This is a genomic window from Streptomyces sp. SID14478 (genome assembly GCF_010548525.1).
In the GTDB taxonomy this organism is placed as follows: domain Bacteria; phylum Actinomycetota; class Actinomycetes; order Streptomycetales; family Streptomycetaceae; genus Streptomyces.
Map to the genome: position 1 here is coordinate 1 of NZ_JAAGMG010000170.1, position 13,559 is coordinate 13,559.

Genomic DNA, 13,559 nt, shown 5'->3' on the forward strand with positions numbered 1-13,559 from the left:
CGGCGCCCGCCGGAGCGGCGCCGAGGGCGGCGGCCGCAGACGCGGCGGCCACGGTCAGAACGGTTGCGCGCGTGCCCCGGTCGAAACCCGAGTGACCGGAGTGCGCGGTGCGGCGATGAGACCCCACAGGTAGCCGCTCTCCCTTCGCTGACGATCGTGCAGGCACTCCCCGTGATCGGGGAATGCGCGCCGACAGTAGCCGCGCGACTACCCCCCGGCCAACGACCGTTCGAGGGACGCACACCACGAAGCCCCGCCTATGACGCAGGTCATGGGCGGGGCGCGGGGTCAGCGAGAGGCACCGGAATTCGCCCGAACGGGCGCGTTTTTGGATCTCGTCAGTCCGTTGGTACGAGGAACGGACGCGGGGAGCGGATCAGCCGGCGATCCGGACGCCGAACTGGAAGGACCCGATCGTGCTCATCGACTCGTAGCGGACGACGGCGCCGGGGTGCGGGGCGTGCAGCACCTGGCCGTTGCCGGCGTAGAGGCCCACGTGCGCAAGGCTGTTGAAGAAGACGAGGTCACCGGGCTTGAGCGCGCTCATGCCGATCTTGGTGCCGTCGTTCTGCTGGGTGTACGTGGTCCGCGTGATGGAGACGCCGGCCTGGTTGTACGCCCACTGCGTGAGGCCCGAACAGTCGTAGGAGTTGGGGCCCGTGCCGCCGGAGACGTAGGCCTTGCCGAGCTGGGTGGCGGCCGCGTTCAGGGCGGCACCGCCGAACTGGGAGGCGGGCGCCTCGTTGCCGAGGTCGACGCGGCCCGCGGAGGAGCGGCTGGCACGCGCGTCGGCGGCGGCCATCTTCTGGCGCTCGGCGGCGGTCAGCGTGTTGAGCAGCTTCTGCGCGGAGCCCAGCTTGCTCTGGACTTCCTTCTTCTTCTTGCCGAGTTCGGTGCGGGTGTCGGCGAGGTCCTTGAGCTTCGCGGAGGCCTCTGCGCGCTCCTGGGCGAGCGTGCGCTGCTTCTCCTGGACCTTCTTGAGCGACTCGAGCTGCTGCGCGGACAGCGAGTCGAGCGTGGACGCCTTGTCGAGGTAGTCGTCCGGGTCGGCGGAGAGGAAGAGCTGGACGGAGGGGTCGATACCGCCGGAGCGGTACTGCTGGCTGGCGAGCGAACCGAGGCCCGTGCGCAGCTCGTTGAGGTCCTCCTGGCCGCGGGCGACCTTGTCCTGGAGCTCGCCGATCTCCTTCTCGAGCTTCTGCTGCTTCTCCTTGGCCCCGTTGTAGAGGTCGGTGGCCTTCTCCGCCTCTTCGTAGAGCTTGTCGACCTTGGCCTTGACCTCGCTCTTGTCGGGCTTGGGCGCGGCGTTGGCAGCCTGCGAGGTGAGTGCCACGGCAGCGGCGGCGGTCGCGGTGAGCACGGTCACGCGGGTGCGGCTCGGCTGCTTGGGTCGACGGTGGGACGCCACGAAGGCGAGCTCCTTCTTCCTCCAGCCGCCCACGAACACCCATGGGCGGTGCCCCTCCACCGTCACTCACCTCATGTGAGTGATCGCCCGAGCGGAGGTTCGAGGCTCGACCCTAGTGACCATCTTGTGATCAGTTCAAATCCTGACGAGAAAAATCTCGGTCACCGAGCGCATTCTTTGCACTCAACTCACGTGCAGTAATGCTCGTTTGACACTACGTTGCGTGAAGGTTTCGCCAATTCGGGCATACGCCGCGGAACTTGCAGATGTGACGTACGTGACGCAGGTGGCATCAAGCGTGCGAGAGCCGCTTCAGGAGCATGACCGACGCAACCGGGCGCGCCCCGGCCTTCGCCACGCCGTCCGCGACCTCGCGGTCCGTGGAGACGACGATCACCGGCCGGCCCGGCGGCTCGGCGCGCACCAGCTGGCGGATCAACTCGTCGGCCGTGACACCCGCCTTGGAGAACAGCACGCGCACCCCGCGCGGCGGCGCGAGCAGCACCGGCGCCGCCAGCTCCGCCCCGTCGAAGACACAGGTCACCTCGGCGCCCGTCTGAGCGGCGAGCTGCGACAGCGAGCCGAGCAGTCGCAGTCGCTGCTTCTCCAGCGGCATCGTCGGATAGCCGGTCTTCGTCACGTTGTAGCCGTCGACGACGAGATGGGCCTGCGGCAGCGCGAGCAACTGGTCGAGGATCGCGGGGTCGTGCTCGTGCAGGGCGCGCGCCGCGATGTCCTTGGGCGTCATCCGGCCCGGCTCGACGGCGTCCACGGAGTCGGCGGGCCGCGTCGAGACCGGCGGCAGGGCCAGTTCCCTGCGCAGCCCCTGGGCCGCGTCCAGCACCGTGTCGAGCAGCAGCCGCACCCTCATGTCCTCGACGCTGCGCCCCTCGCGGGCCGCCCTGCGCGAGCCCTCCAGGGCCGCCTCGGCCTCACCGAGCCGCGCCTTGAGCCGCCGCGCCTCGCTCTCGGCCGCCGACACCTGCGCCTGCTGCTCGGCCCGGACGGAGTCGGTCTCGGCCTGCGCCTTGCGTGCGGCGGCCTCCCCGCGCTTCACGTCGCTGAGGGCCGCGCGCAGCTTGCGGTGCACGGCCTCGGTCTCCCGCCTGGCGGCGTCCAGCTCCGTGCGCAACCGTTCCGTCTCGGCCTTGGTCTGCGCCTGCGCCTCGGCGAGCCGGTCGCGCAGTGACTCCAGTTCGGCCCGGGTCTCCTCGTCGACCCGCTCGGCGTGGGCCCGCTGGGCCTCCTCGCCCGCGGCGGTGACCAGCTTCACCCAGCCCGCGGGCCGCAGCACGTACGCGGCCGCGGCCACGTCCATCGGGTCCGCGGCGGGCGGCGGGGCGCCGGAGTCCAGCGCACCGGCCAGCTCGGGCTGCGCCTCCCGCAGCCGCTCGGCGATCCGCTGCCGGAACAGCGTCTCGCTCTCCATCGCGGCCGCCATGGCATTGCCCGCGAACTTCACTCGACGACTCGGGGTGAAGCGCGCATACTGCCGCAAAGGGGGCGGCAGTTCGCCGACCGTGAGACCGCCGAAGCCGTCCGAGACGATCTGCACGACCCGCCGCCGTACGCCTTCGGGCAACGGCCGGTCGAGCACCTCGGCGGCGCCGTCGTGCCCGGCCTCCCCGCCCGTGCTCTCCACCATCCGTCACCCCAAGTCGCTGTGGGGCCGCTCCTTCAGGAGTCGGCGCCCGGCCTGTCCACGAGTTCCACCTGGTCCACCGCGTTGCACCAACGGCAGCGCACGGACTCGATGGTCTCACTGACCACGTTGCGCTCCTCGACGTTCGGCTCACCGGCCAGGTCGAGGTGCAGGTACTCGACGACCTTCGAGGAGCGGGTCACGTCGAACCGCGTGAGATTGCCGCAGAGCGTGCAGCGCCAGCGGGTGGCGGCGGTCGGCAGGGGAACCGTCATCGAACTGCGCCTCTTTCATCGCTTGCTGTATTGCCCGTAACCCTACGGCCTGCCCTACGCCGCCCGCTCCCCACCTTGCGCCATGCTCTGTCCCATGATCGGCAACGGGCGCGACGCGATCGCAAAGGTGACCGCTTTCCTCAGAGGCCATCCGGCCCCGGTCACCTACGGAATCATCGCCGTGTGCTGCGCGGTCTTCGCGCTCTCCCCCTCCTCGGGGTTCAATCCGGCGTACGGCACGGGCGACCACCTCCTCGCCGCGCAGACCGCCTACTTCGAACGCTGGGGCGTGGTCCCCGCCGAACTCTTCACCGGATCCCCGCGGGCCGCACTCACTCCCGCCACGGCCCTGTTCGTCCACGGCAGCTGGGTGCACCTGCTGGGCAACATGCTCTTCCTCTACGTCTTCGGGGCGATGGTCGAGGAACGCATGGGCCACCTCCAGTACGGGCTCTTCTATCTGGTCAGCGGTTACCTGGCGCTTCTTGGCTACGCGGCCGCGCACGCCGACTCCGACCAGTCACTGGTCGGCGCCTCGGGGGCGATCTCGGCGGTGCTCGGCGCGTTCCTCTACCTCTTCCCCGACGCCCGCGTGACGAGCGTGTTCCCCTTCCTCCTCTTTCTGCCGCTGCGCTTCCCCGCCTGGGTGGTGCTGCCGTTCTGGGTGGCGCTGCAGTGGGCGGCGGCGGGCCAGGACAGCCAGGGTCCGGGTGTCGCCTACCTCGCCCACCTGGTCGGCTTCTCCGTCGGGTTCCTGTACGCGTGGGTGCGGTACGGGCGGCGGCCCAAGGAGGTGCTGCCGGATTCGGCCGGTGGATGGGCGGATGAGGGCGAGGAGTCATGAACGAGTGCCGGCAGCCGAAAGGTGCCCCCATGAGAGAGATATCACTCCACACGCACCCGCGTTTCCTCATTTCGCCCGATGGGTAGGTCGTTTGGTTTTTGGCGCGATGGCTCGATCGCGCGACGGAACGGACATGGCTGCAGAGCGCAACAAACCCTTGTCACGCGCCGTTGCCATATGCCTACTATCAGGGGCGGCCCGAGATCGCCGCGGCGGCTCCGGAGGGGGCTGACGTTTACACGGGGGAAAACAGGCATGGCAGCACGAGTCAGCAAATACTTGCCCAATGTCCGCGATAAGAAATTGCGCATCGCTCCGCACCCACTCCACCGGACACCGCACGGTCATTGCGGACCGGTGACCCGCTGCGCTTCGCCGATCCCGGCCACCTCCTTTGCAGGTACGCGGGAATCGCCCCGGCCTTCGGCGGCCCGTCACCTCTGCCCCGGCGGCCTGCCGGTGAGAGCCGGCCTCCACCCGTAAGACCACCTCGGCCCCCGCCTGCCGGGCAGCGTCGCCCGGCGGCCGTCCCTCAGGACGCGCCCTTCCGCGGCGGGCGCCCGAGCGGTGCACTGCACGCCCGTCATCCGACCTGTTTCCGTCATTCCGTGCGTCTGTTTCGGCATGCCCGGATTTAGCACGGAGTCTTTTTCCGCAGGTCCTTAACGTGGGGACGCAACACAGGATATGAGCACCCAGACGATACTTCCCGCTGTCATCGAACCGAGCCGCGCACGGGCTTCCGTCGACGCCGCCCTCATGGACTTCCTGGAAGACAGGGCGAGGACTGCCGAGAATCCACAAATGACCAAGCTCGTGGAACTCCTGAAGGAATTCATGGAGGGCGGCAAGCGCATTCGACCCATACTTGCCGTGCTGGGCTGGCAAGCGGCCGGTGGAACAACCGATTTGGCGGCGGTGGTTCGTGTCGCCGCCTCGCTGGAGATGTTCCACGCATTCGCGCTCATCCACGACGACGTCATGGACGACAGCGACACCCGGCGCGGCCGGCCCACCATTCACCGGCGGTTCGCCGGAAGACACGGTGACGACCGCACCGAGCGGTACGGAATGAGCGCCGCAGTGCTGCTGGGCGACCTCGCCTTCACCTGGTCCGACTGCCTCCTGCACACGGCGGGCCTCACGCCCGCGCAGTCGTCGGCGGTGATGCCCCTCATCAGCGACATGCGCACCGAGGTGATGCTCGGCCAGTACCTGGATCTCCGGGCGACCGGCGAGCTCACGGACGACGTCGACGCCACTCTCACCGTCAACCGCTACAAAACGGCCAAGTACACCATCGAACGTCCGCTGCACATCGGCGCCGCCATCGCGGGTGCCGACGCACAGACCCTGGCCGCCTGCACGGCGTTCGCGCTGCCGCTGGGCGAGGCGTTCCAGCTCCGTGATGATCTGCTGGGCGTGTACGGCGACGTCCGCGACACCGGCAAATCGCGCCTCGACGACCTCCGGGCCGGCAAGAACACGACACTGGTCGCACTCGCCCTGCGCAACGGCAGCACGGCGCAGAAGGCCCGGCTGCACACGCTGATCGGCGACCCCGCCCTGGACGAGTCAGGCGCGGAGGAGGTCCGCACGATCTTCGCGGCCACGGGAGCCCACGACACCGTCGAGCGCATGATCGACGACCGTCACCGGCTGGCCCTCCAGACCTTGGCGGACAGTCCCTTCACCGCCGGCGCCCTCACTGCCCTCGAACACCTCGCCACCACGGCCACCAGGAGGAACGCATGACTGCCGACCTGACCACGTCCACCACCGCCCTCGCGGGCTCTTCGCGCTACTGGCAGGAGTGCACTGCCCGCTTCACCAGCCTGTTCGACCAGCACGTGGGGTACGAGGCGCAGAAGGTGGAGTTGACGGACGCCGAACTGCGCGAGGTCATCGACGCCTGCAACCACGCGGTCGCGCCGCTGGGCAAACAGGTCAGCGACAAGCGCTGGATCTCCTACATGGACGTCGTGCGCTGGTCGCAGAGCGCCCGCCACATCAAGGACATGGAGGCGTTCAAGGCCGTCTGCGTACTCAACTGCGTGACGTTCGTGTGGGACGACATGGACGCAGCCCTGCACGACTTCGACCTCTTCCTGCCCCAGCTGCGTGCGGTGTGCGAGCGGTACTACTCCCCCGAGGACGCGGAGTTCGCGTACGAGGGCGCCCGTGCCTTCGTCACCAGTGACCACATGTTCCGTGACTCCCGGCTGAAGAAGGTGCTCTGCAACACCTCGCCCGAGCAGTACTTCCGTTTCCGTGTCACCGACGTCGGGGTGGACTTCTGGATGCGGATGTCCTACCCCATCTACCGTCACCGCGAGCTGACGGAGCACGCCAAGACGGGCCTCGCCGCCCGGATGACCGCCCGTGGACTGGCGATAGTCAACGACTTCTACTCCTACGACCGCGAGCAGGCCCTGGGCCAGATCACCAACTGCTTCCGCCTGTGCCGCATGGAGGACGAAGCCGACTTCCGGAGCTTCTTCCAGGCCCGCCTCGACGACATGGCCGAGGACATGGAGTGCATCAAGGCATTCGACGACACCACTCGGGACGTCCTGCTCGACCTCATCCAGGGCAACTTCGCCTGGACCACACGAGATCGCCGCTACCGGGCTCCCGTGAACGACGTCAACTCGCGAATCCAGTAGGGGGAGACCGGATGCACACCTCCACGTCACCCGCGGCCGAACGGTCCTGGCGGACAGGCACCGCACCCGGCGCTCTCCCGCTGCTGGGCCACGTGCTCGCGCTGTGGCGGCGCCCGCTGAAGTTCCTCGCCTCGCTGCCCGCGCACGGTGACCTGGTCGAACTACGGATGGGCCCCAGCCGGGCCTACCTCGCGGCGCACCCGGAGCTGGTGCGCCACATCCTGCTCAACCCACGCGTCTTCGACAAGGGCGGGGTCTTCGACAAAGCACGGCAGCTCCTCGGCAACAGCCTGTCGGTGTCCCGCGGCGAGGAACACCGCTTCCAGCGGCGACTGATCCAGCCGGCCTTCCACACGACGAAGATCGCTGCCTATACGACGGCGGTGGCCGAGGACACCCGTCACATCACCGACGCGTGGCAGCCCGGGGAGATCCGGGACATCAGCGATGCCATGCACGCACTGCTCATGCGGGTCGCCGCTCGCACCCTGTTCTCCACCGGCCTCGACGAGAACACCGTCGAAGAGGCCCGGCAGTGTCTTCGGACGGTGTCCCACGGCATCTACAAACGTACCGTCGCCCCGCTGGGCATCATGGAGAAGCTGCCCACCCCGGGAAACCGCGCCTACGACCGTGCCAACGCACGACTGCGGCAGATCGTGGCGGACATGATCGCCATTCGGCGCCGTTCCGACGAGGACCACGGCGACCTACTGTCCACACTGCTGCGGGCGGAACACCCCGAGACCGGACAGAAGCTGGACGACGACCAGGTCCTGGACCAGGTCGTCACCTTCCTTGTCGCAGGCAGCGAGACCACGGCCTCCACCCTGGCCTTCGTCTTCCATCTGCTGGGCACGTTGCCCGAGGTGGAAAAACGCGTGCACGCCGAGGTGGACGAGGCGCTGAAGGGTCGCACCCCCGTCTATGACGACCTTCCCGCGCTGCCGTACACCCGCAATGTGATCACCGAAGCACTGCGGCTGTACCCGCCTTCCTGGATGGCGATGCGGGTCACGGCACACGACATCGAACTGGGCGGGCTGCCGATCCCTGCCCGGACGATGATCCTGTACAGCGCCTACGCCCTGCACCACAACCCCGAACTCTTCCCCGACCCGGAGACCTTCGATCCCGAGCGCTGGGAAGGCGAACGGCTCGCGCAGGTGCCACGCGGGGCGCTACTGCCGTTCGGTGCGGGCAGCCACAAGTGCATCGGCGACGTCCTCGCCCTCACCGAGACCGCGTTGATCGTCGCGACCGTCGCCGGGCGCTGGCGGCTTCGCCCCGTGCCGGGGGCCGGGCTGCGACTGGAACCGAAGGCCACGCTGGAGGCGGGCCCGCTGCCCATGACCCTCGAACGGCGCTGACCGGACCGCCCCTTCACCCGCCCCCGGTATCCCAGGAGACCGGGGGATTAAGGACTACAAGGCATGAGGACCCCTTCCGACACGGCCCGGAGCACCAGCGGGCCGGTCCAGGCACCCGGCCGACTGCCGTTGGTGGGCCACGCTCATCACCTGGCCCGTCGCCCGCTGGACTTCCTGACCTCTCTTCCCGCTGTGGGAGACCTGGTCGAACTGCGCATCGGCAGCAGACCCGCGTATGTGCCCTGCCATCCGGACCTGGTGCAGCAGGTACTCCTCAACGCGCGGGTCTACGACACGGGCGGACCGGTCAAGGACAAGGCGCGCCCCATACTCGGCAATGGCCTGATCACCTCCGACTGGGCCGACCACCGCAGGCAGCGGCGCATGATGCAGCCGGCCTTCCACCCCACGCGGATCGCCACGTACGCCGAGGTCATGCGTGAGGAGTGCGCGGCGCACGCCGATACCTGGCACACCGGACAGCCGGTCGACGTGAGTGACGCGATGCAGTCGCTGACCGCGCGGGTGACGGCGCGGGCGCTGTTCTCGACCCGGATGGCACCTCACTCGGTCGCGGAGGTCCGGCGCAGCCTGCCCGTCATGGTGCACGGCGCCTACCGCCGGGCGATGGACCCCACAGGGCTGCTGGCCCGGCTCCCGCTGGCCGCCAACCGGGAGTTCGACTCGGCCCTCGGCCGGCTGCACGCGCTGATCGACGGCATCATCAGCGACTACCGGCGCACCGACGAGGATCGCGGTGACCTCCTGTCGGCGCTGCTGGCCGCCCGGGACGAGGAGGGCGGCGGGGCGATGTCCGACCAGGAGGTCCACGACCAGGTGATGACGCTGCTGCTGGCAGGTGTGGAGACCACCGCCAGTGCGCTGACCTGGGCCTGGCATCTGCTCGCGGCCCATCCCGAGGCCGAGGCGCGACTGCATGCCGAGGTCGACGAGGTGCTGGGCGGACGGACCCCCGCGTACGCCGACATCCCACGACTCGCGTACACGCAGCGGGTCTTCACCGAGACGCTGCGGCTGTACCCGCCGGCCTGGATGTACACCCGCATGACCACGCAGCCCACCGAGTTGGGCGGGCACCCCCTGCCGGCCGGGGCCGACGTGTTGATCAGCCCCTACGTCATCCATCGCATCCCCGGTCTCTTCGCCCGCCCCGAGGTGTTCGATCCCGAGAGGTGGCTGCCGGAGCGGGCCAAGGAGGTGTCGCGCGACTCGTACCTGCCCTTCGGCGGGGGCAGCCGCAAGTGCATCGGGGACGTCTTCGGGATGACGGAGGCGACGTTGGCCCTCGCCGCCCTGGCCTCCCGCTGGCGGCTACGGCCCGTGCCCGGCTCGACAGTGCGGCCGCGGGCAGAGATGAGCCTGACCGCCGGACCCCTGCCGATGGTGCCCGAACAGCGCTGAGCCCCCGTCCGTCGCCGGCCGTCCCTGTCGGGGCGGGCGGCGACGTCCTGTTCCTGCTGGCCGCGCCGGGCCGCGTTCGTTCCGGCGCCGCCCGCCCCCTTCCGGCTCCGCCGCTCGGCGCGGAGCAGTTCGCCGACGCCCTCCGGGACAGGGGAGGCCGGCCTGCGGCCCCCCGCTCTGGGCGTCGGTGAGGTCCAACAGCATCGGAGACCACCACGCCATGACCAACCAGCGCCCCGTATCGCCCTTCGAGAGCATCTACTTCGTCGACATGGGATCGCCCGTGTCCCTGTACGGCACACCGGCCTTCTTCGAGTCCGTGGTACGGGGCCGCCTCGACCCGGCGACGGTGCGGCGGGCCCTCGATCTGCTCGCCGATCACCACCCGGCCCTGCGGGCGGAGGTCGTGGCGGGCGAGACGGGGCCGTTGCTGCGGGTGCGCGAGCGGGTCCGGCCGCCGCTCATCGTGCGCGAGGGGCTCGATGCCTTCGACGAGGTCGTCAACACGCGTCCCGACTGGTCCGAGAGCCTGCTGCACGCCTGGCTCCTGACCGAGGGCGAGCACAGCCAAGTGGTGCTCGCCCTCCACCACGGCGTCTCCGACGCGCGGTCCGGATTCGCCCTGCTGGACGAGTTCTGGCAGTACTGCACCACGCTCGCGACGGGGGCTGTTCCGTCCGTACAGCGCCGTGACACGCTGCCGGAGGCCATCGACGTCCGGTTGTCCGCCGACTTCCCGGACCACGACATCGACTCCCTGGTCGAGGTCTTCGCCGAGGGCGCCGAGGACACCGAGCCCGCCGTGCTCCCCACCGAGGCGCTGGGGCGGGCAGACGGACCGCCCACCTCTCACCGCTTCGTGATCGACCGGCAGGAGTTCGCCCCCGGCTTCACGGTCGCCGTGCTGTGCGCCGCTCGCGCCCGGGGAATCACGGTCAACAGCCTCGTCTCGGGGATCCTGATGACTGTCGTACGCGATCAGATGGCCCCTGAGCCGGGCCCGCTGCCGCTGGTCTGCGGCCATGCGGTCGACCTGCGGCCCCGGCTGACACCGGAACTGCCGCGCAGTGTCGTGGTCAACTGCATCACAGGGTTCCAGACCCCCCTGATCGTCGCGCCCGACGACCGCCTCGAAACCGTCGGCCGAGCCGTGACGGAACAGGTGTCGTCCGCCCTGGCCCGCCGCGACCCCGAGCGCTTTCTGCTGGCAGGGCTGCGGGCCGCCGCCCGGGGCATCGCCCTGCCGGTTCCGGTCGTCAGCTACGGCATCTCCAACGTCGGCCGCGTCCTCGACCACCCTGTGCCCGAAGGCCTGCACCTGGTCCGCTTCGGCGCGACGGTCAACGCGGTCGGCCTGCCGCCCAAGCTGCTCGTCGCGACGCTGGGCGGTCGGCTGCTGATACAGCAGGAGTACGACGGCTGGACCTACAGCGCGGCGCAGATGCGACGTGTGGGCGAGGCGCTCCGGGCGGCTCTGGAAGCTCTGGTGCACTGACCCGGCACCAGGACCCGTCTTCAAGTCCCGTCGTCCGCCCGAAGGGCGGGGCAGGCGGGACATTCGCATCACGCCCTAGAGTGGAGCTCCCCGTACGGACCGAGGAAGAGAGACCAAGCAGTGATCACCGCGATCGTGCTCATCAAGACCAGCGTGGACCGGATCCCCGAGATCGCCGAGTCGATCGCGGCCCTGGACAGCGTCAGCGAGGTCTTCTCCGTCACCGGCACCTACGACCTGATCGCGATGGTCCGGGTCGCCCGGCACGACGACCTGGCGGACGTCATCCCCGGGAAGATCAGCAAGATCCAGGGCGTCGAGGCGACGGACACGCACGTGGCGTTCCGTACGTACTCGCAGCACGACCTGGAGGCGGCGTTCGCGATCGGCCTGGATTCCTGAGCGCGCATCGCACGCACGACGAAGGCCGCCCCGAGGGGCGGCCTTTCTCATGCCGTCGGTACCGTACGGCGGATCAGACGGCGGGGACGCAACGCCCGCCCTCGGTCCGGTACTTCCACTGCGCCCCGTCCCGCACGAGCTCCGTCACGGCGGTCACGAACCGCTCCACGTGCTCGTCCGGCGTACCCGCGCCGAAGCTCACCCGGATCGCGTTCAACGACTTCTCCCCCGGCGCCGCCTCCGGCGCCCCGCACTCGCCCTGCGTCTGCGGGTCGGAGCCGAGCAGCGTGCGCACCAGCGGGTGGGCGCAGAACAGACCGTCCCGCACCCCGATCCCGTACTCGGCGGAGAGCGCGGCGGCGAAGTGCGAGGAGTTCCAGCCCTCCACGACGAACGACAGGACACCGACGCGCGGGGCGTCGTCCCCGAACAGCGACAGCACCTTCACCTCGGGCACCGCGGCGAGCCCGTCGCGCACCTTGCCGATCAGGAACCGCTCCCGCGCGACGAGGTCGTCGAACCCGGCCTCGGTCAGCGCCTTGCAGGCGGAGGCGATGGAGTAGACGCCGATGACGTTCGGCGAGCCGGCCTCGTGCCGGGCGGCGCTGTCGTGCCACTCGACGTCCACGCCGCCGTCGCCGCGCCGGGCGACCTTGCGGGAGGCGCCGCCGCCGGCCAGGTACGGCTCGGCCTCGGACAGCCAGTCGAAGCGCCCGGCGAGCACCCCGGAACCGAACGGGGCGTACAGCTTGTGCCCGGAGAAGGCGACCCAGTCGACGTCCAACTCCCGCACGGAGACGGGATGGTGGGGCGCGAGCTGGGCGGCGTCGAGCACGATGCGGGCACCGTGCGCGTGAGCGGCCGCCGCCAGCTCGCGCACCGGCCAGAGTTCACCGGTGACGTTCGAGGCACCGGTGACGCAGACGAGGGCGGGGCCGTACGGGTCGCGGTCGGCGAGGGCGCGCTCCAGGGTGGCGACGGCCTCGTCCGGGGTGCGCGGCGCGTTCAGGTAGGTCACGCGGGCGTCGCGCCAGGGCAGCAGCGAGGCGTGGTGCTCGGTCTCGAAGACGAACACCTGGCAGTCGGCGGGGAGCGCGGCGGCGAGCAGGTTGAGCGAGTCGGTGGTGGACCGGGTGAACACGACCTGGTCGTCCTCGCGGCAGTCGAGGAACTCGGCCACGGCGACCCGGGAGTTCTCGAAGAGGTCGGTCGACAACTGGGAGAGGTACCCGGCGCCGCGGTGCACGCTGCCGTAGTACGGCGCGTACGCGGCGACGTCGTCCCACACGCGCTGCAGGGCCGGCGCGCTGGCGGCGTAGTCCAGGGCCGCGTACGTCACCTCGCCACCGGTGACGAGCGGCACGGTCACGTCCCGGCCGAGCACGGGCAGCGGGGCGATGGTCTCGGTACAGGCGGCGGCGTCGACGGAAACGGACATGGCTGAACTCCCTGGCGAGGTAAGCGAATTGACCATGCCGAAGCCACGTCTGCACGCTACGGAGCAGGGCTCGACGGCATGGAAAGAAAGAGGAACCGGGTACGCGGAGGCGGGGCCGAAACGCCCTATCGCATTCGCTTGCTCACGAGACTGCTCCCTTGAGGACCAGGACCCCAGGGTTGCGAGGGGTCCGCGCTTGCCACACGCCTTGCTGCGTACGGCCTGGTCTTCACCCAGGGCACCCCGCCACGGACGGAGGGTTGCCGGACAGCGGGCTGGGGCCTCGATCGCTGTCACTCATGACCTTGAAGAGCATCCTGCCACACGTCCCGGATACGGCAAGGGCGCAGTCCAGTTCTTGAGACAAGAGGACTGCGCCCTGCGTCACACCGGGATTTCGCTCAGCGGTGTGTGGCGGCCGCCCACCGCTCCAGCGTCGCCTTCGCGGCCCCCGAGTCGATGGACTCGGCGGCGCGGTCCATCCCTGCCCGCAGCTGCTCGGCGAGCGTCCCGCTGCCCGGCCGGACGGCGACGAGCGCGGCCGCGGAGTTCAGCAGCACGGCGTCGCGCACGGGCCCGCGCTCCCCGTCGAGCAGC

General features: G+C 69.9%; 11 protein-coding genes, 1 pseudogene and 1 riboswitch. Of the genes and pseudogenes, 7 read left to right on the plus strand and 5 right to left on the minus strand.

Annotated features, from left to right (window positions below; translation table 11 throughout):
• Positions 1-376: 376 nt before the first annotated feature.
• From G3I40_RS06430 to G3I40_RS06440, 3 genes are all read right to left on the minus strand, one after another.
• On the minus strand, positions 377-1,408 hold the full coding sequence (locus tag G3I40_RS06430; RefSeq protein WP_164301197.1) for an NlpC/P60 family protein: 1,032 nt from the start codon (positions 1,406-1,408) through the stop codon (positions 377-379).
• Positions 1,409-1,700: 292 nt separating this feature from the next.
• Positions 1,701-3,053, minus strand: coding sequence for an NYN domain-containing protein (locus G3I40_RS06435; RefSeq protein ID WP_164301187.1), 1,353 nt, complete (start codon positions 3,051-3,053; stop codon positions 1,701-1,703).
• A gap of 32 nt (positions 3,054-3,085) precedes the next feature.
• A complete protein-coding gene (locus G3I40_RS06440; RefSeq protein ID WP_164301188.1) occupies positions 3,086-3,325 on the minus strand; it encodes a hypothetical protein in 240 nt (79 codons plus the stop codon).
• Between the two features lie 94 nt (positions 3,326-3,419).
• Between G3I40_RS06440 and G3I40_RS06445 the strand changes: the two genes are divergently transcribed.
• From G3I40_RS06445 to G3I40_RS06475, 7 genes are all read left to right on the plus strand, one after another.
• Positions 3,420-4,169, plus strand: coding sequence for a rhomboid family intramembrane serine protease (locus G3I40_RS06445; protein WP_164301189.1), 750 nt, complete (start codon positions 3,420-3,422; stop codon positions 4,167-4,169).
• An 804-nt stretch (positions 4,170-4,973) separates the two neighbouring features.
• Positions 4,974-5,924 carry a polyprenyl synthetase family protein gene (locus tag G3I40_RS06450; RefSeq protein ID WP_239091578.1) on the plus strand — a complete coding sequence of 317 codons (951 nt, stop codon included), beginning with the start codon at positions 4,974-4,976 and terminating at the stop codon, positions 5,922-5,924.
• Positions 5,921-6,835, plus strand: a complete 915-nt coding sequence (locus tag G3I40_RS06455; RefSeq protein WP_164301191.1) for a terpene synthase family protein — start codon at positions 5,921-5,923, stop codon at positions 6,833-6,835. The genes G3I40_RS06450 and G3I40_RS06455 overlap by 4 nt, the downstream gene beginning before the upstream one ends.
• A gap of 11 nt (positions 6,836-6,846) precedes the next feature.
• Entirely contained in the window at positions 6,847-8,205 is a 1,359-nt protein-coding gene (locus G3I40_RS06460) for a cytochrome P450 (RefSeq protein ID WP_164301192.1), read from the plus strand.
• Positions 8,206-8,268: 63 nt separating this feature from the next.
• Complete coding sequence (locus G3I40_RS06465; protein WP_164301193.1) at positions 8,269-9,627, plus strand: cytochrome P450; 1,359 nt, start codon at positions 8,269-8,271, stop codon at positions 9,625-9,627.
• 220 nt (positions 9,628-9,847) lie between these two features.
• Complete coding sequence (locus G3I40_RS06470; protein WP_164301194.1) at positions 9,848-11,122, plus strand: hypothetical protein; 1,275 nt, start codon at positions 9,848-9,850, stop codon at positions 11,120-11,122.
• A gap of 120 nt (positions 11,123-11,242) precedes the next feature.
• Positions 11,243-11,524, plus strand: coding sequence for an Lrp/AsnC ligand binding domain-containing protein (locus G3I40_RS06475; protein WP_164301195.1), 282 nt, complete (start codon positions 11,243-11,245; stop codon positions 11,522-11,524).
• Positions 11,525-11,597: 73 nt separating this feature from the next.
• On the opposite strand, the gene G3I40_RS06480 is transcribed toward G3I40_RS06475, so the two are convergent.
• Both G3I40_RS06480 and G3I40_RS06485 read right to left on the minus strand, forming a co-directional pair.
• The gene (locus tag G3I40_RS06480; RefSeq protein WP_164301196.1) at positions 11,598-12,962 is read right to left on the minus strand and encodes an aminotransferase class V-fold PLP-dependent enzyme; all 1,365 of its coding nucleotides are present in this window, start codon (positions 12,960-12,962) and stop codon (positions 11,598-11,600) included.
• A 187-nt stretch (positions 12,963-13,149) separates the two neighbouring features.
• Positions 13,150-13,267, minus strand: a riboswitch (SAM riboswitch).
• Positions 13,268-13,363: 96 nt separating this feature from the next.
• Positions 13,364-13,559, minus strand: a pseudogene (locus G3I40_RS06485) (anthranilate phosphoribosyltransferase); the annotation flags it as partial.